General features: G+C 42.9%; 19 protein-coding genes. 9 read left to right on the forward strand and 10 right to left on the reverse strand.

Annotation, left to right across the window (positions count from 1 at the left end; genetic code table 11):
* The first annotated feature begins 6 nt into the window (after nucleotides 1-6).
* The 3 genes from NST85_RS09225 (at nucleotide 7) to NST85_RS09235 (ending at nucleotide 3650) form a co-directional block, all read left to right on the forward strand.
* Complete coding sequence (locus NST85_RS09225) at nucleotides 7-1176, forward strand: glycosyltransferase family 2 protein (RefSeq protein ID WP_281278197.1); 1170 nt, start codon at nucleotides 7-9, stop codon at nucleotides 1174-1176.
* An 11-nt stretch (nucleotides 1177-1187) separates the two neighbouring features.
* Nucleotides 1188-2312 (forward strand): glycosyltransferase, encoded by a 1125-nt coding sequence (locus NST85_RS09230; RefSeq protein ID WP_127192572.1) that lies wholly within the window; start codon nucleotides 1188-1190, stop codon nucleotides 2310-2312.
* 195 nt (nucleotides 2313-2507) lie between these two features.
* Complete coding sequence (locus tag NST85_RS09235; RefSeq protein ID WP_127192573.1) at nucleotides 2508-3650, forward strand: glycosyltransferase family 2 protein; 1143 nt, start codon at nucleotides 2508-2510, stop codon at nucleotides 3648-3650.
* Between the two features lie 154 nt (nucleotides 3651-3804).
* On the opposite strand, the gene NST85_RS09240 is transcribed toward NST85_RS09235, so the two are convergent.
* Both NST85_RS09240 and NST85_RS09245 read right to left on the reverse strand, forming a co-directional pair.
* Entirely contained in the window at nucleotides 3805-4167 is a 363-nt protein-coding gene (locus NST85_RS09240) for a hypothetical protein (RefSeq protein WP_211350104.1), read from the reverse strand.
* A 148-nt stretch (nucleotides 4168-4315) separates the two neighbouring features.
* Entirely contained in the window at nucleotides 4316-4582 is a 267-nt protein-coding gene (locus NST85_RS09245; protein WP_211350105.1) for a hypothetical protein, read from the reverse strand.
* Nucleotides 4583-4933: 351 nt separating this feature from the next.
* Here NST85_RS09245 and NST85_RS09250 point away from each other — a divergent pair, with 351 nt between their 5' ends.
* The 4 genes from NST85_RS09250 (at nucleotide 4934) to NST85_RS09265 (ending at nucleotide 8303) form a co-directional block, all read left to right on the forward strand.
* A complete protein-coding gene (locus NST85_RS09250) occupies nucleotides 4934-5926 on the forward strand; it encodes a collagen-like protein (protein WP_281278195.1) in 993 nt (330 codons plus the stop codon).
* Nucleotides 5927-6162: 236 nt separating this feature from the next.
* Entirely contained in the window at nucleotides 6163-7407 is a 1245-nt protein-coding gene (locus NST85_RS09255) for a glycosyltransferase (protein ID WP_341189127.1), read from the forward strand.
* 16 nt (nucleotides 7408-7423) lie between these two features.
* Complete coding sequence (locus NST85_RS09260; RefSeq protein ID WP_127192575.1) at nucleotides 7424-7906, forward strand: hypothetical protein; 483 nt, start codon at nucleotides 7424-7426, stop codon at nucleotides 7904-7906.
* The gene (locus tag NST85_RS09265; RefSeq protein WP_127192576.1) at nucleotides 7893-8303 is read left to right on the forward strand and encodes a hypothetical protein; all 411 of its coding nucleotides are present in this window, start codon (nucleotides 7893-7895) and stop codon (nucleotides 8301-8303) included. Before NST85_RS09260 ends, NST85_RS09265 begins: the two co-directional genes overlap by 14 nt.
* A gap of 24 nt (nucleotides 8304-8327) precedes the next feature.
* On the opposite strand, the gene NST85_RS09270 is transcribed toward NST85_RS09265, so the two are convergent.
* The 7 genes from NST85_RS09270 to NST85_RS09300 are packed head-to-tail and all read right to left on the reverse strand — an operon-like array spanning nucleotide 8328 to nucleotide 15760.
* The gene (locus NST85_RS09270) at nucleotides 8328-9071 is read right to left on the reverse strand and encodes a sugar phosphate nucleotidyltransferase (protein WP_127192577.1); all 744 of its coding nucleotides are present in this window, start codon (nucleotides 9069-9071) and stop codon (nucleotides 8328-8330) included.
* A 44-nt stretch (nucleotides 9072-9115) separates the two neighbouring features.
* Complete coding sequence (locus NST85_RS09275) at nucleotides 9116-10216, reverse strand: YheC/YheD family endospore coat-associated protein (protein WP_127192578.1); 1101 nt, start codon at nucleotides 10214-10216, stop codon at nucleotides 9116-9118.
* Nucleotides 10173-10730, reverse strand: a complete 558-nt coding sequence (locus NST85_RS09280; RefSeq protein ID WP_127192579.1) for a GNAT family N-acetyltransferase — start codon at nucleotides 10728-10730, stop codon at nucleotides 10173-10175. Before NST85_RS09280 ends, NST85_RS09275 begins: the two co-directional genes overlap by 44 nt.
* 23 nt (nucleotides 10731-10753) lie before the next feature.
* Complete coding sequence (locus NST85_RS09285; RefSeq protein ID WP_127192580.1) at nucleotides 10754-11869, reverse strand: YheC/YheD family endospore coat-associated protein; 1116 nt, start codon at nucleotides 11867-11869, stop codon at nucleotides 10754-10756.
* Nucleotides 11866-13239 (reverse strand): YheC/YheD family endospore coat-associated protein, encoded by a 1374-nt coding sequence (locus tag NST85_RS09290; protein WP_127192581.1) that lies wholly within the window; start codon nucleotides 13237-13239, stop codon nucleotides 11866-11868. Before NST85_RS09290 ends, NST85_RS09285 begins: the two co-directional genes overlap by 4 nt.
* 23 nt (nucleotides 13240-13262) lie before the next feature.
* Complete coding sequence (locus NST85_RS09295) at nucleotides 13263-14378, reverse strand: YheC/YheD family endospore coat-associated protein (protein WP_127192582.1); 1116 nt, start codon at nucleotides 14376-14378, stop codon at nucleotides 13263-13265.
* Nucleotides 14375-15760 (reverse strand): YheC/YheD family endospore coat-associated protein, encoded by a 1386-nt coding sequence (locus NST85_RS09300; protein ID WP_127192583.1) that lies wholly within the window; start codon nucleotides 15758-15760, stop codon nucleotides 14375-14377. The genes NST85_RS09295 and NST85_RS09300 overlap by 4 nt, the downstream gene beginning before the upstream one ends.
* A 146-nt stretch (nucleotides 15761-15906) precedes the next feature.
* Here NST85_RS09300 and NST85_RS09305 point away from each other — a divergent pair, with 146 nt between their 5' ends.
* The gene (locus NST85_RS09305) at nucleotides 15907-16263 is read left to right on the forward strand and encodes a YlbF family regulator (protein WP_127192584.1); all 357 of its coding nucleotides are present in this window, start codon (nucleotides 15907-15909) and stop codon (nucleotides 16261-16263) included.
* Between the two features lie 103 nt (nucleotides 16264-16366).
* Entirely contained in the window at nucleotides 16367-16660 is a 294-nt protein-coding gene (locus tag NST85_RS09310; protein ID WP_127192585.1) for a hypothetical protein, read from the forward strand.
* Between the two features lie 237 nt (nucleotides 16661-16897).
* Here NST85_RS09310 and ilvB read toward each other — a convergent pair whose 3' ends face one another.
* Nucleotides 16898-18646 (reverse strand): biosynthetic-type acetolactate synthase large subunit, encoded by a 1749-nt coding sequence (ilvB, locus tag NST85_RS09315; protein ID WP_127192586.1) that lies wholly within the window; start codon nucleotides 18644-18646, stop codon nucleotides 16898-16900.
* Nucleotides 18647-18740 lie beyond the last annotated feature (94 nt).

Genomic DNA, 18740 nt, shown 5'->3' on the forward strand with positions numbered 1-18740 from the left:
GTAATTCTGACTCGCAATCAGTTACCTCTGACGAGGATGTGCTTGGAGAGCATTCGGAAGCATACCCGGGAGAACTATGAGCTAATCATCATTGATAATGGCTCAACGGACGAAACGATATCCTACCTGCGAAGTCAACCGGATTTGATCGTTCATGAGAACGGGAGTAATGCAGGTTTTGCTAAAGGTTGTAATCAGGGAGTCCAATACGCTTCGGGTGACTATATTATGTTTCTCAATAACGATACGGTTGTAACTGAGAATTGGTTAACCAATTTGTTAAGGGCTCTGAATGCGGATAACAGAATCGGGATGGTGGGCCCTGTGACGAACTATTCCAGCGGACACCAACAGATTCCTGTTTTTTATTCGGACCTTAGCGAACTAGATGCTTATGCGAAAGAGCATTGTGCTAGTCAGGATGGAATTACGGTAGAAGTTCGCCGTTTAGTAGGTTTCTGTATGCTGACTAAAAGGTCGATCCTAGATGAAGTTGGAGGATTCGACGAGCATTTTGGTCTTGGAAACTATGAGGATGATGATATGTCTCTTCGTTTGATACGGCGTGGATATGTATTAAAAGTAGTCCATGATTCATTCATTCATCACGTAGGACACGCGACGATTAATCAGCTTCCTGATGATACTTTATCCACGTTACTTCAGAGAAATTCGCAGATTGCGGCAGTGAAGTGGGGGAAGAACATCCATCAGTTGATCTATAATCCTCCGGTTTCAGTAGCTCTTTGCATGCTACTCCACAATGCGGAATCTACAATTCTTCAGTCATTAAATTCACTTACCGCCGATTTAAATGAAGTGATCATAGTAGATTTAGGTTCTACTGACAGAACTATTGATATTGCAAAGTCATTCACTTCACAAATATACAGTTTGGGCAACTATGATAACATGGCAGAGGCTGCACAATATGCACTCCAACACTGCACAAGCCAGTATGTACTTTGGTTAAACCAAGGAGAAGTCTTAACTTCGGAAGAGATCAAAATATTACGTGGAGTGAAGATATCTGTTGAAGGTTACCCATCTCTTATTCCTCTGCAATTTAACGATGGGCAGGGCAAGAAGGAGGCTGATTTACGCTACCTGATGAGTAAGGAGGCTGGATTTCAGTTTCTAAGCCCTAGTACAGAAAGTAATACAACAGAGGAATAGGGGGAGCAGTAATGATCACGATTAGCTTGTGTATGATCGTACGCAATGAAGAAGAGGTAATTGGGCGATGCTTATCTTCGATAGAGGGAATAGCAGACGAGATCATTATTGTGGATACTGGATCCACGGACCGTACTAAGGAAATAGCCTCTAAATTTACGGACCAGATCTTTGACTTTACATGGATCGACAATTTCGCTGCAGCCCGGAATTATTCATTTAGTAAAGCAACGAAGGAGTTCATTCTCTGGTTGGACTCAGATGATATCATTGATGAGAAGAGCAGAAATCAGTTTATCGAATTGAAGAATAATTTTCCCGCAGGGATTGATCGGGTTACATTACCTTATCACCTCGTGTTTGATGATGCAGGAAATGTGAAATCCACTTTACGTAGAAATCGAATTGTGCGTAGATCTTGTAATTTCCAATGGATTGGACCAGTCCATGAATACCTCGCAGTGTGGGGGCCGGTATTGGATGGTGAGGTCGCCATCAAACATATGAAGAATAAACCGTATACGGATCGTAATTTAAAGATTTACCTTGCTCGTGAACAAAGTGGGGAGGAGTTTACACCCCGTGATCTTTATTATTTCGGCAATGAACTGCGGGATCACGCTAGATACAAAGAGGCAGTAAATTATTACACCCGCTTTCTGGCGACTGAGCAAGGGTGGGTAGAGGACAATATACAGGCCTGTGTAAAGATGGCCCAATGTTTAAAGGAATTAGGCGATCCTAACGCTCAATTTGCAGCTTTATGTCGAACACTATTATACGATACTCCCCGCGCTCAACCCAGCTGCGATATTGGGGGCTTCTTCATGGAGAAGGAACGCTATGCTGAGGCTATTTACTGGTATAAGCAAGCGTATCTTAGTGATAAAGAAACGAATAACCTAGGTATGGTCAATCCTATCTTAAATACATGGTATCCACATCTGCAAATTTGTCTATGCTACGATAAACTTAAAATGCACGAATTAGCCAATGAACATAACGAGAAGGCGCTGGCCTTTCATCACGATCATCCTAGCATGATATATAATCGTAGATACTTCCGAGATGTCCTGGGAGACCGTTTTGTCAGAGGGGAAGGTACACCTCCGATCACTTCTGAATCAGGGTCTTAATTTAGCGATAATAAATTGAATGATTAGAAAAAAAATAAAGGCAAGCTGTCGTCGGGAATTCCCATACAGCTTGCCTTTCACTGTATTTTCTATATTTATAACATAGTTAAAGAGTTACAGGACTATGATTTTAATAAGGTACATCAAAGGATTAGTTTAACTAAGCCTTTGATGAAGAAAGGACAGTGAATACGCATGAAGTCACAAAAATTGTCGCTTTGCATGATTGTAAAGAATGAAGAAAAATGGCTCGCGCGGTGCCTTGAAAGTGTTAAGGATGTTGTAGACGAGATCATTATTGTCGATACAGGCTCAAGCGATCAAACAAGGGAGATCGCCCTAAGTATGGGAGCTATGCTCTATGATTACGAATGGAACGATCATTTCGCTGACGCTCGAAATTATGGTTTGGAGCGGGTCTCGGGGGATTGGGTGTTGTGGCTCGATGCGGATGAAGAAGTGGATGAAGCAGGAAAGGACTATCTTCGAAATGTATTACTAACAAATGAGTGTTACTTAGGCAGAGTACAAATTGTCAATTACTATGGCTCGACTCCTCATGATTACAACCGATCTCATCTTATGGCACAGTATAGGGTGTTTCGCAATGATCAGCATCTCCGTTTTCGAGGCGCTATTCACGAGCAGTTAAATATCGAGGGATTAAAAATAACTGCAGATTCGGTTACGGTGCTTCCAGTTATCGTACACCATTTCGGTTATTTAGATGAAACAGTTCAGGATAAGGGGAAGATGGATCGTAATTTGCGTCTTCTGGAGAAGGAGAGGGGGCGCAAAGACTATGATCCGTGGGTGGATTATCATCTTGCGAGCGAATTGTATCGCGGGGGTAAACTTGCCGATTCGTTCGAAAATGTAAATCTATCGATTCGCCGGTTTATTGAGACAGGTAAGAAACCACCATCTCTACTTTATAATTTGAAATATACGATTTTAATAGGTCTCGGTAGCTTCGAGGGAGCGTGGCCGGGAATTGATTTGGCTATTCAGTTATATCCCGATTATGTGGATCTGCATTTATATAAGGGGATCATCTTGGTGCGTTTGAGACAATATGATAAGGCTCTTGAGGCTCTTAATCAATGTCTAAGGATAAAAGAAGTTAACATATCCCACTTAACAATGGTTGGTGCAGGTAGTTTCTATGCTTGGTATTATATCGGATACTGCTATCAAGAATTAGGAGATTTAGTACGGGCAGAGGAGGCTTATCGAATGACACTGGAGCTATCACCTAATCATCTCGACGCGCAGGAAGCATTACGGGGTATGGGAGTTGCTGAATTTACTACAAGAGTGCAAGAGGAGAATAAGTAATTAACTTATGTAAAATGAATGATTCTCACAACGCAACAAGAACATTGCCAGTGACCTCCAATGTCATCTGGTTATGTTCTTGTTGTTATGTTTATTGATGTAATAAAATGAAGCCGGGCTTAAGGGGGGCGTGTATTTTAAGATATTCTAAGTATTAACGGTATGGGGCGTACGTAGTGGGTGTAGGTCCCTCTGGAGGACATGGATGATTTGTAATTGGAGGAATTCTGGAATTTAGAATGGTTTCTAGCTTCATTTGTAGCAGCATCTCTTTACGAATAACTTCACTCAAAGTGGCACGTACATCTTTATCAACTCTCAGTATATCTTCGATCGAGCTGTGTGGTGTCAGACCTGGAAGCGTCCCCACTACATATTGAATCTTCTCTGCTTCTGCATTAATGATATGACTCAGGCCAATTTCTTCTAACGCAATGGATATCAAAAGTAAGTTAATCGCATCAGCTGTTGTGACTGTGATCGTGGGTGTTATGTTTGGAACATTGGGTAATGACATTAGCTACTCGCTCCCTTTTTACTAAGTAATATTTTTGTGTTGTGGGTATTAATTTAAAGTGAACGTTTGTGTATTTAACCAAATTTGATAGTGAATCTTTAATCATCCTTATACAATCAAGAGGCATCACCCCCCAAATAACGAATGGCTATTCATCGCAATATTCTTCTAAATTGTCGTAATCCTCATTTATACACTCTTCTGACTCAGTATCATCGTAATGCTCGTCAATGAGCTGAATGACCCGATCTAATTTGTTCAGACCTAACCATTGTTCCATAGTTACCTCTTCCATAAATTTAGAAACTGCATTATTGAATTGAATGAACTCTTTAGTTTTGACGCAAAGAGACCGTTCGGCGTATTTCACAAAAGCCTGCATTTTTTCCGCTTCTGCATTTAAGATATGTGACATAGCTAATTCATTCATGGCGATAGAACTGAGAAGGAGAGATATAGTTTCTTTTTTGGTTACTGTAATGAGTGGAGTTATATTGGGAATAGATGGCTGCGACAGGACAATCCCGCCTTTCTGTTCGTTTTATCCGAAGAAATAATTCATCACGTGCTTTACCTATCGATATCTAAGTATATAGTTGGTAAGGCATGTCTTATTACTCTCATCTATTTTTTTGCGTAGCGCAAGATGAAAGGGTGCAGTAAGCCATTGCACTTCCCGAAAGTTTACATACACTACAATAGAAACTTTTATCAGTTTCATACTTACATCCAAGAAAATGTGAATAAAAGTGAGGGGAAGTGTTGTATGTCGCAAGCCAATATACCTAATATTACTCCTGCTATTTCGTTAACACGTGATGAAGTCGTCAATTTAATATTATCTTCCATCGCTATGCAAGAGCTGGGATTAAGTCACATTATTAATGCGGAAGCGGAGAAAATTCAGTATGCGCTAGGAACGTTACCTGGGGGGGGACTTACACCTCCACCCACGATTGAGGAAATTACCGCACTTAACTGTAATGTGAGGGAAACGCTTAGTGAGGTAATGAAGACAGAGTTTATTCTTCAGAATAAGATGGATTCGTTAAAATCGTTTACGCATTCCTATAATGGAGTTACTGGTGGCACGGGACCTGCTGGAGCAACAGGACCCGCTGGACCAACCGGACCAAGTGGCGGGCTTCCAGGACCAACGGGTCCACAAGGACCAGCCGGTCCAACGGGAATAGGGGGCGGAGCAACGGGAGCGACTGGACCCTCGGGACCAATGGGGCCACAAGGACCAGTAGGACCGACAGGAGCAAGTGGTGGAACTCCGGGTCCCACTGGGGCACAAGGACCAACCGGTCCACAAGGTCCAACTGGATCGGGGGGTGGAGGTGGACAAAACTATTGTAATCTTGTCATTGATACACAATGTGTCCCATCTCTAGGAATAGTAAAGCTTCATCAAGCGCTAGCGAACGATATATCGGGTGTTTCATTTAATGGAATTGACATGGTTACTATTACGAGGGCTGGACTGTATTATATCGACTGGGTCGTCACATTGTCTCCATGTCAAATGGTTCCGTCCTTATTCTCACTGCTTATTAATAATTCCCCATACAGTGGTATAGCGCTATATGAGAATTCCGGGGTAATGACCTCAAGTCGAATTGGGTTACTGCTGGTTGGAGATACGATTAGCCTATCTAACCGTTCAGATTCGCAGCGGGGTTTGCAAAGTGCTTACGCCGCTAATACAGCAGGCCATTTATCGATAGTAAGGATAGCCGATGGTGGAGTTGTATAACGACATAGAGGTTTGGTAAGAGGGATTCGCAGATTACAGACTATTGAGATTGTATTCGATAGTCTATTTTTTATAAATTTGAAGATTTACCTTCCTTTATATCGAGAAATAAGTTTAATGTATGACTAGATATTTGTGAGTACTTTCGGAGTTATGGGAATGCCAAGTATGAATTTAGCATATGCATGATACAAATTGTATTGTGTACTTTGGGTTCCCATTGAGGAGTGAGCGTGATGAAGCGATTATCGCTATGCATCGTAACTACAGGTGAAGACAAGAAGCTCGAACGCTGTCTTAGTAGTGCACATACATTGGTTGACGAGATTATTATCGTGAACATGGAGCCTACTGAACGCGCTCGAAAAATAGGTGCATCATTTGGCGCAAAAGTGTTTGATTTCTATAAAAGCGGAAGTTATTCCGATGCTGGAAATTATGCTTTGGAGCAAGCTACAGGGGATTGGATTCTGTGGATGCATGGAGATGAGCAACTAGATCATTCTGATCGAACTAGGCTGCGGGACCTCCTATACATGGAACAATATGATCTTATATTTTTACATGTACTGCAATATGGAACAACTAACCATGGGCGCTTACGGATTTTTGATATAGCCTGCCCAAGGTTATTTCGGAATGGAATCAAATTTCAAATCTTCAGTAAATTCCAAGAGATGCTGAATTATTCGGAACTTACGTCTGAACCGGGGGAGGAAGAGCGAGTAGGCATCTATCCTCTGAAAATTCATGAATATAGACAAAAGTCAGTTCATACAAAGAATAAATCAAATGCTCTCCGTGAATTGGATCAGTTGGGGCGGCAGATTGGGCAAACGGAGGAGAATAATCATTGGTATGCCTATCATTTGGCATGCGAGTATTATCGTCTTCAAGTATACCGTCCCGGATTTAAATATCTAAATAACGTGATCAAGCATTATCTTGATGCGAAGGAGCTTCCTCCATCAATTATTTATAAATTGAAATATTCAGTTGTTTTGGATGAGGTAAGCACTGAAGAGGTTGATCGTGGCTTACAGTTAGCATTAAGAATGCATCCTGATTATGTAGATTTCCAGTTCTATTCTGGAGTAATTCATTTCAGAAAAAAATTGTACGCAGAGGGACTTCATTATTTCGAACGGTGTATGGAACTCGGTGAGAAAGCCGTAGGAAGCTACCTAGTGCGTAAAGGAGTGGGCAGTTACCAAGCGGCTTATTACAAGGGTTTATCTCTAGAGAAGATGGGAAATATCGAGGAAGCTACGGAGTCATACATTGAGTCGCTAGCTATGAATAATTCCTTTAAACCCCCGTTGGAAGCACTAAAGAGACTTATGGGATTTGATTTTAATTTTGAAAAATTGACCAATCGTTTGAAAGGGGACCATGTTATCAACTTGACCGATCTCAGGGCTATGTTGGATGTCGATCAGAAGGTTCACATCCAGATAAAAAAACAAGTACACAGTACTTGATAGGGAGTTGAGATTCATGATTAAACGGGGACCAAGGTTCTCTGTTACGTCAAAACAGAGTGATGATTCATTTGAGTCTAGCGACGAAGATATTCTTAAAGCGATAGCACAAGAAGAACTGGAAATATCCAATGAGGAAAAAAGAGAGAATATGCCTAACGATCAAGAACAACCGTTTCATTTTGAATTTCTAGCTGACAAGATAGTTTCGGATAACAAACGTACAGGAAGAGACGTCTTTCATGATATTCTTGCTTCTGTCGCTATGGAGCAAGTTTCTATATCCTATCTGATTCAAGCTGAGGCATATAAGATCAAAGCGTTTACCGGGGTTGCCGGAGATTTCCCGACGATGCCTACGAACCAAAATATTAATGATTTTCAAAATTCGATTGCCCGTGTTTTGGAAGCACTAGTAGAGAAACAAAAACTTCTTATGAGATTGGTTGAAGTCAGCAAACGTATTCTTGATGAGGGGGAAGGACATGGAGACTTATGAGAAATGGAATCCATTCCAAAAACCGAAGAGTCTGGGGCTTCAAAATTCAGTAGTAGAGACCATTCAGAGTATTGAGGAACTGGAAATGGCATGCACGCGATTATCCTCGTATATACATCGGATAGTAGCTCAGTTGCTACAGGAATCTAGTGAAATGCTCAACACTACAGGGCAAGGTATCAATAAGCATCGTGTAACTGGGGTTGATGAGTTTGTGCAACCAGTTAAGAATATTTCGGTAGAGAAAGATGATCATTTAATGGAGTTTAGTACGCACATGCCTGAAAACTTTATCCCAGTCCTTCAACCACTTAGAACAAGAAAACTTAGTAAAGAAAAAATTAGAACTAGCATGCCATTTATCCAAACTTCACCTAATCTTAGACTAAATAAATAATGGCTATTGCAATTAACTTTTATTTTAGTATTTAAGTTTTCCGAATTCTTCACCATATTGGAGTTGCTGTGCTAATTCGTTCGCTCTGTACAATGAAGAATGAGTTCCTGCATCAGTCCACCATCCTTGTAAGATATCAAAAGTTAATTCATTTCTTTGAATGTACGCATTGTTAACATCTGTAATCTCAAGTTCTCCCCTTCTTGATGGATTTAACGTTTTAATGATATTAAAAACTTTATTATCGTACATATAGATTCCTGTTACAGCGTAATTAGATTTAGGTTGTAAGGGTTTCTCTTCTATAGAGATGATTTTTGTATCTTCAAGCTCTGGAACACCGTATCTCTGTGGATCGGGTACGGCTTGAATTAAAATTTTCGCTCCTTTTTGTTGCGCTTTGAAATGTGCAGTATAAGTAACGATACTATCGGTAAATACATTATCCCCTAAAATAACGACCATCTGGTCATCCCCTACAAATTGCTCAGCTAATCCAAGAGCCTGTGCAATACCCCCGGCATCATCTTGGACTTTATAGGTGAAGGTAACGCCCATTTCTAGACCGCTACCAAGAAGGTTGACTACATCCCCCATATGATCCTTACCCGTAATAATAAGTATTTCTATAATATTGGCTTGTTTTAGTTTATGAACAGCGTGCAGAATCATTGGATATTTACCTACTGGCAAAAGATGCTTATTGGTCACTTTCGTTAACGGATAAAGTCTTGAACCTGTACCACCTGCTAGAATAATTCCTTTCATGTATAGTTCTCCTTTAATGTAGGGTATTATTGTGACCGCCACCCTTAAGGGGTGGCGGTTTGTTTATACATCCACATCGCATATTCAAGTGGTTTAATAATCGCTTGTCGATATGCCTCCGTATCGCCAGACCTTAGAAATACTTCGCGTGCCGGTTTGGGGTTAACCTCTAACAAGTACACTCGACCGGTTTTGTCGATGGCTAGATCCAAAGCGAGTTCACAGAGTGCTCCATATGATTCCTCAAGATAAGCCGCAATATCGAGGCTGAGTCTTTCGGCTGTCCGACGAATTTCGAGGCGTTTTTCCTCATTTGGTGTCCACTGTTTGAGTAGCGTATTCATTGTTACTGCATGACCGCCACCATGTAAATTAGAAGTGACGCTGCGAGCGGGACCTACTCGGCCCGCACAGCCAGTAACCTCCCATTTGCCGCTTCCGTTCTTCTGCACAAGCATACGATAGTCATGAACCCTACCACCCGGAAGTTTAATCTGAATACCTTGCTGGACAAGGAAATTTTTACTTCCCCGCCAGCTAAGTAAATACGAACTTAGACGCGATGTATTGAACTTTTGAGCTGTAATGATTTGCCGGGTTTGTTTCCTACCTTGAACTAAATAACTGTCTTTCCCAAGTCTATCGACTCGAAGAATACCTCTTCCACCAGTTCCATTAATGGGTTTGATGTAGACAGAGGAATGATTCTTCAGGGTAGAGGTCACATTGTTGAAACTTGAAAATAGAGTTGTATCTGGTAAATATGTGCGGAATTTCGGTTTCCGATGGAGTGTTTGATGAACGGTCCACTTGTCTCGTAGAGGACGATTGAGGAAGGTCATGTGTCTATATCGGGCACGGAATCTCTTCAATTGTTCGAATCGCTTACTCCGCTGGATTCGGCAGCGATCAAAGATGAGGTCAGGGAAACTTCGCCACTTACGTGACCAAGTTTTAGACTTTGGATCATAGATAAGTGCGTGAATCAACCGTTTGCTATCGTTAACATCCATTGGTGTGAATACAAAAATGTCTAAACCTATTTTTTGACCTTCTATAATCATTCGTGAATAAATATGCCGTTCTTCAAGTTGTTTCTTATCATTTAGATATAGAGTCAATATGCCCAGGACGGGTTGTGACAACAGGATCACCTTCTTTGAACGTTGTTGGCGACACGACCTTTTGTATAGGGGAAAGGTCGGATATATCTTCTAATAGCAGTAGGGGCCTGCCGCCCTGGCCCTTGATCAGCCCCCGTGCACTTAGTCCTGCGCGAAAACACATTTGGAGACTGGATATATTATTCAAGGAAACCAGGCATGACAGTCGTCCAAGGGCAGAAATTTGGTTCATCAGAAGCTTCGAACCTATTCCTGTTCCGCGATACAGGGGGTGGACGATAACTAGGTTAATCCCGCAACCGTAAGAAGTCATACAGGATGCTCCAGCAATTCTTTCGCCATCCTCGGATGTGATAACCGCCAGCAGAAGTGAGGTTCCCGGTGTTGTCAAATCTTTGGGTGATAATTTCCGGAGATAGCGAGAGGCCTCCTCACTAACGACTTTATTACCAAATCTGGTGATGAAGGCTAAAAACTCACTATGCTGCCGCTCCCAAGAGCCTTCTTTATTGGCCATCAAGGATCTGATTTCCATGATTTTGCTCCTCCATTGTTATCCTAATCTTTAGATTGCTGGGATAGATAATGGCTATAGTGAAAAATGCGTTCCAGCGATTTTTTGCGAATATGAGGTTCATCAAATTTCATGGGTTTGGCATTAGCCTCGAAGAACCACATTTTTCCGTTGGTGTCTATGCCTAGATCCATGGACATCTCGCCTAGATTGTAACCCGCTCCTTTTTCAAGCTGTTTGGCTATGAGCAGGGAGTTCGACTTGAGTCGATTTAGTAGAATCGTCGTCATTTCCTGACCAAACACAGGGATTAATAACTTCTCCGGATCCTCTACACTTCCCCCTTGCGGTACATGTGTAGTAATTCGCTTGAGTCCTGCGAGACGTGCTCCTACCCCAGTTACCATCCATACACCTTTACCTGTTTTTTGCACTAGTACACGTAGATCGAAGTGGCGGTTGCGAAACGTTGCTAGCGAGATTCCTTCCTGCATGATGTAGGGTGTCTTTCCGGTTTCTTTTCTAATCCGTTTCCATAGAGAGGAGAGCACGGCAGTCTTATAAACGATATTTTTCTTTCTTTGCCCTTGAATAGTTAGTCGGTAAGGCATAGGACTGCTAGCGTCGAACTGAAGTAGCATGATTCCTTTACCCGCCTTACCGCTTTCAGGTTTCAGATAAAGACTTTGATATGTTCTTAGCATGGTGGATAGTGACTTGGAAGCAAGCATTCTTTTGGTGTCGGGAACTAACGCTTTTGTCGAGTTTCCCTTTTTAAGCCAGTCAAACAGCCGCCATTTATTGAAGAAGAAAGGATTATAGATATGAATCGAGCTATGATGGAGACATTCATCAATTTTTTGTAGTGCCGCCTTTTTTCGCTCGTCTTCACGAAGTGGTATCCGGTTATATATAACGTCAGGGAGAGGGCACCATTCTTTGTGCCATGCTTTTTCCTCTGGGCTGAACAAATATCCTTGAATTCGTGAGGCAGAAAGCTTTAAATCCTTGGTAGTTACAACGTAGACGGGAAAATTAAGATCCCGTCCTGTTTTCATAATATCCCGGAAGTTAGCGCGATTTCCTTTAAACTGCTTCCACTCATCTTCAACTGTCAGCACGGCAAGGACTGGCTTTCTATCGTCTAAAGGATGGCTCACGAACCTTCCCTCCTCCGAAATTTACTTAGATATAGGCAATGTTCCAGAATATGTTCTACGGACGCTTTTCCTTCCGAACGTAGGGAAGGGTGCTTGAAGATGGAACGCCCAGGTTTAGCGTTAGCTTCGAACATCCAGATTTTCTCTTCCTTATCGATCCCGATATCGAAGCCAAGCTCCCCGATTAGATGCTGTTGCTGAGATTCAATAGCCTCAGCCAATGAGATGGCAGCAGATTTGGCATGCCGTAGAACTTCTTCTCCACGTGCGCCAAATGCCCGACTGAGTGCTTGTTCTGGTGTTAATAACGAGCCCCCATTTTTAAGGTGAGTAGTCACACTACCTTTACCTGACTTTTTGGCTCCAATACCGACGACAACCCACTGGTTTTTACCGTTCTTATGCATATGGAATCGGAAGTCAATCGGACAGCCGTCGATTTCAATAAGTCTAATTCCTTGCTGAGCGACATATCCTCGGAGAGCACTTCCGTGTCGTGCTTGCAGCGTGCGCATCAGACTACCGAAGGAACTGAATCTGAGTAATGCATTTTTGCTGCCTTTACGGTAACGAGCATAGTACCCGCTTTTGGCTATATAGGATAAACGGTATATACCATGGCCAAGACTACCATTATTTGGCTTGTAGTAAATGAGAGAGTGGCTGTGTAGTAATTCTTTGATTTGTTCTGGAGTGGGGTTCATTATGGATTCAGGTACATGCCGACTTGCTACCGGGTCTCTGTCAAGCAAACGGTAAATATCTGCTTTATTGAAGAAACTCCAGTTGAAAAATGGTATTTTCCGACGAATGAATCGTTCACGGAGTTGATTGATAGGAGTGGTAGTCTCCGCACGACGACTGGGCAGTCGATTGTATACAACATCTGGAAGTGGTACAGTCTTCCGGATGAAACGCCCAGCCTCATTCAAGAAATATCCATGAACCGTTTCATTTTCCCAATGGATATTTTTTGGAGTGAAAGCGAAAATATAGGACTTTTTACTGCCGTATCTCAGAAGTTGTTTGATAAATCCAGTTCTTGAACCAAACGGATTCGTCGCAGAAGTAATTGGACCGTCCGATAAAATACCAATGAGTGGGCCAATTTGGACTTCACCATCTTGACTACGGAGATGTATACCGCCTGCATTAGGAATTTTCATTTTCTTATGCACGCCGGAGGTAAGATATAGATGATTTCCCGTTTTCTTAATGGGTTTGAGGGTGGCGGGAAAGAGTTCACCGCCCAATCTGAGACGAACCGACTTTTTCCCCGACAGTTTCAGGTCTTTCATTAAGGCCCCAGACACGTAGACGACCCTTTGGGGCTGCCCAGTGAGATGGACGTTGCAAAAAGTCAAACTCATGAATTTTTCCTCCTATAATTTTGCTACTCCCTAGGTTTACTTAGCAGCAAATAGCGGGCGTAATGAATCGGATTCTCGATCGACTTTCTTGCACTTTTCATATCACCAATCTGTAAGAAAGAGGACCGTCCGGGTTTGGAGTTAACTTCCAAAATCCAGACTTTTCCTTCTCTGTCGACACCGAAATCAATACCGAGTTCTGCAAGGCGACCGAAGTGGGATTCAAGGTAACCAGGGATCCATTGTGACAACTTAGTGAGTAGTATAATTAGTTCATTACTTACGGATTTCCCTTGCTCTCGTATAAGAAAAGGTAGTGCTTCATGGGCAGTACCTCCACCATGGAGATTGGAAGTCAAAGAATTCCTCCGTCCTGCCCGAACTGCCATTCCTGTTAAACTCCATACTCCCTTTTGATTTTTTTGCATTAATACTCTGATATCAAAGGGTTCTTCCTGTGAACTATTCAGTTTCAGATACTGCTGGAGTAGAAAATTTTTATTCTGGGTGAACTTATCAATCCATTCATAACCATCTGCTCTACAGGGGAAAATTCTACGGAATACAGTGTTAGTACCGCTTCGCCCTCTAATTAAGAGTCCTTCCCCCGCACTTGAGACTTTGACATGCAGTGTCCGTTTGCCGTGTGTTCCATTTTGAGGCTTTAGGAATGCTTCTCCTCCATGGGAAGAAAGCCAATCAGACAATTGGGTTGCCCCTTCATACTTTGCAGTTTCAGGTAAATAGGGGGCGATATCATTTGATTTGGATAGTGCCTGATGTACAGCCCACTTTCCAGCCAGTCCCCGAGTTAAATAGACAAATGGTCGTTTCTCAGATAATAGGAATAAACATCGTTGCTTGCGTCGTTGTTGTCTACTGTCTCGTGAGAAGAAGCGGTCATAAATAATATCTGGAGAAGGGAACCACTTTTTGGTCCATTCCCCTTTTTCGTAGGTATAACCTGGTAACCCTATTCTTCCTGCATGGACCCACGTTGGACAGAAGACATAGATAGTCATGTTTTGTCTTCTGCCGATAATACAAAGCTTGCGACAAAAATCTGGTTCAGTGAAGGGGAGAGAACCATGACTCTCAGCGACCAAAATACCGATCGTGCCTTGGATTAGACTGTTCATCGCTTGGTTCCTCCATAAAAGCCGGACAAATAACGAGAGTAATCAATTACTTGTTTAACCGAAGGACGAATTTTACTCCCACCCATGGGGGTGTTATCGTTCTTGGATGGCTTGGAATTGACCTCTAGTAGCCAGATTCTTCCTGTCGTATCTACAGCCAAATCGATTCCGAGTTCACCAAAATGGGCTGGAATCTGTGCATCAACGCCGATTGCAATATCGAGCGCAGCTTTTCGCAGGCGCGTGCCGATCTTAGTCTTAATGCCCCCCGGTAGAGAACTGTGAGCGATCGCATCCTTAACGGTACTTAGCGATCCACCCCTAGCCAAATTGGACACAAAGTGCTGACTTCCAGCAGTTCGGGCGACAATGGAGGTGATGTCCCATTTCCCAGCTAGGTTCTTCTGGACGAGTGCGCGGAAGTCGACGGGACGACGTTCTGTATCGATCAGAAGGAGGCCTTGTTGAATCTGATAACGGGTTGTTTTCATTTTCTCAGCTAAGGAGGAGAAGAGCTTGGTGAGACTAGGATAGGTTTGACGCCGTGTCCCTCCTACTTGTGCAGTTAATGTCTGGTAGCCTCCGCCTTCCAGTCTAGAAATTCGAATGATTCCTTTTCCGAGACTACCTCTAATCGGCTTAAGGAAGATGATGGGGTGCTTGGCGCACATCGCTTTCAACATGGCATAATTACGGAATAAATGGGATTCGGGCATGTACCTTGCTAGTGAAGGATCATGATCAAGCGCGTCAAATACTTCTGTCTTGTCTAGAAATTTTTCGTTGAAAATATGGCTCCCATAGCGAGATTTTACTTCTTTAATAAAATGCTGTACGCTAGGTTTGTTCTCTAACTTGCGAGAAGTAAGACGATTGTAGAATACATCTGCAGCCGGCATTGTAGTCTGCTTCCAGCCGTCGCCATAAACCCAGCCTGACACGATACTGGAGTTTGTATTGATTTGCCCAGTAGTGAAGAAGTAAACAAAAGCGCCTTGCCGCTGACATGCATTTACAAGCTCCTTGCAGAACATGGTGATTTGACCAAATGGTCTTTCCGGTGTGTCCGGATAATCCTTGCTAATGAGTACACCAATCAGTGGCCCAAATTGGATTGTGGATGAATGTGGACGGTAAATTAGCCTTAGCGACGATCGCGGCAGGATGCCCATTTTTCGTGCAATTCCTTGGCTGATACGAACTGCATCAACTTTTGATATTGGAATCACTTTGATTTTGTGCCGAAATGAGCCAAATGATATTTGCAGTGGATGATGAATGGGGATTTTCCACTGTTTGATGAGATTCTCCCCGAGCACGAGACAGTCGTCTTCCAGCAATCCCGGACTCATGATCTGTACCGTTATTTTTTTGGAGGACATGAAGCGGATCTCCTTCCAAGCTTAGGCTTGATGTTTTGGCGGCCAACTGGATACTCTGCGTAAGTGCATGTAATGCATCATATGAGGACGTATAATCCTTGGTGATTAACCTATTTTTGTATTTAAATATTAAGGAGGAAGAAAAGATGAACATTTATGATAAAGCGCATGAACTAGCACAATCTTTGAAAGACAGCCCAGAGGTAGCTGAAATTAATGCAGCTATGAAATTAATCGATATGGAGCCTGAGAGCAGAAAGATGCTCGATGACTTCCGCATTAAGCAGAACGAGGTACAACAGCGGATGATGACGGGTGAGATGCCTTCTCCTGAAGAGATGGAGAAGATGGAAAAATTGTTTGAAGTTTTAAGTCAGAACTTAAGTATTCGCCGTCTGTTTGATGCTGAACGTCGCTTAAGCGTAATTATTCAGGACGTGAATAAGATTATTACGGATAGTCTAGTACACCTGTACGGTTCGGATTCCCAGTTGGAACAGTAGTTTGTATATGCCGTAGCTCGATTTCTTGTAACTTGTCTCATATTCTTCTGATTGTCTTCATAGAATAGAGATATAGATTCAAGAAACAAAGGAGCTGCGACTTATGAACACGTTGAAGAAGAAAAGTAAATTTAAACATGCATTGTACTTGATTCTGGCTTTGGCTATGCTGGTGTATGCGCTACCTCTTATCTCATTCCAGCCCGGAGCGGGTTGGATATCTCTATTTGGCGCGGTTTGGGCTGGTTTTGCCTTTCTGGTGATCGGTGCTCATCTGCATTTCATATTGGGAGTGAATGAGGATAAACAACGGGCGCTAGACGCGATTCGCCTTGAGAAGTATAAAGAGTGGCAAGAGAAGTGGCTGAAGGAAGGCAAACGGGGTCAAAGTTTATGAGAACGGAATGGAGTTGTCGAAAGAATAGTTCAAACTATTGAAGAAGACACTCACTATTGTAAAAAAAGAGAACGCTACACCAAAGAGCAGGTCAAGGTATCCTTGACCTGCTCTTTGGTGTTTACGGTCTATTGCGTTTAATGGGTAGATTACATTCCCCGGCCGTCTTCCATAATTTCTCTTCAACGGTCCGTTCGCGGAGCGTCCACTCGAAGAGCAAGATATCTTTCGGGCTGACTACTTCTGTTCGTCGATGATCATCTTATCGTTGCTCTCACCAGGAGGGACTATAGGATAAACATTTTGTTCTTCCTTCACTATAAATTCCATCAGGACCGGACCTGGAATTTCCAAGGCTTTCTTTATGATAGATTCGGCTTCCGACAAGGTTTGTGCTCGCAATCCAGCTACTCCATAAGCCTTAGCAAAGGTCACAAAATCCGGAGAAGATATCTGAACAGAAGAATAACGACGTTCGTAGAACAACTGTTGCCACTGCCTTACCATCCCAAGATATCCGTTATTCAGAATAGCAATTTTGATAGGTAGACCGTAGTCAACCGCAGTCATCATTTCCTGCAAATTCATCTGAAAACTACCGTCACCAGTAACACAGATGATAGGCCTAGAGCCATCAGCCACAGCCGCGCCAATTGCAGCCGGAAAGCCATATCCCATTGTGCCGAGTCCTCCTGAAGTCAGAAAGGAACGTGGGCGGGAGAATCGATAATGATGGGCCGTCCAGATCTGGTGCTGACCTACATCTGTCGCTACGATAGCATCGCCCGCAGTATATTTGTTCAGCAATTGGATGACCTCTTGAGGGTTCAGGATTCCAGGCTCGGCGGTGTAATGTGGGACCTTCTTCTGCCATTTTGCAGTTTCAACGGACCATGGAGTTGTGGAAGACTGGACTGATAGGGGATTCAGCCTATGTAGTATATCTCCGATATCTCCTTGGATGGCGAGATCAACGGGGATATTTTTATTCAACTCTGCATTGTCGATATCGATATGAATCTTCCAGGAGCCAGGTGAGAAGGATTTAACCTTACCAGATAGACGATCATTAAACCTTGCGCCAAGGCATAATAAAAGATCTGCGTGATGAACAGCACGATTTGCTGCATAGGTGCCATGCATGCCTAACATTCCGAGATATAGGGGGTGGTTGGTTGGAAATGCCCCGATACCCATCAAAGTGCTGACGACCGGAATTTGCGCGCTTTCTGCCAAAGTAAGTAGTTCTTCTGCTGCACCCGATAGGGCGATACCACCACCGGCAATGATAACTGGACGTTCAGCAGAGATTATTGATTCCTTGATACTCTGAATGATTTCATCCGAAATCTTTAGAACTTCAGAATACCCTCTAATGGATACTTCACTTTCAGGAGCAAGACTCGACTTGGCGTTCATGATGTTCTTAGGTAGATCGATCAACACGGGACCGGGTCTCCCTGTAGACGCAATATGAAACGCCTCTTTAATAATCCTGGGTAGGTCTTTGAGATCCATAACAACATAGTTATGCTTCGTTATATCCATCGTCATACCAAAGATGTTCACTTCTTGGAAGCTGTCCCGTCCGATCAGGTCGGTGGATACTTGGCCGGTCAAAATGATAAGTGGTACGGAATCCATGAACGCATTGGCGATTCCGGTAATTGCATTCGTCGCCCCTGGTCCAGAAGTTACTAATGTAACCCCTGGTCGTCCGCTTACTCTAGCGTAACCGTCTGCTGCATGAACAGCAGCTTGCTCATGGCGGGTCAAGATATGTTGAATTTCTTTACAATCATATAGTGCATCATAAATCGGAATGACCGCTCCACCTGGATATCCAAATATGGTATCCACCTTCTCTGCCAGCAAACATTGGATGAGTAACTCTGCACCCGTAATCGTTGTCTGCGCGGATGTTAGGTCTGTACTGCGGCTTACACTCAGGTTTGTTGTCTGACTTTTACTTTGAAGTGTACTCATACTTTTGTCCCCCTGCTCATTATTTTGACTATTATAAACTGATTAAAAATGAAGTGAGAGTGACTCTAGTCATAGAGGAGGAAATTTGGGAGCA

Origin of the sequence: Paenibacillus sp. FSL K6-2524, assembly GCF_038005525.1 — a bacterium.
Taxonomy (GTDB): domain Bacteria; phylum Bacillota; class Bacilli; order Paenibacillales; family Paenibacillaceae; genus Fontibacillus; species Fontibacillus anaericanus.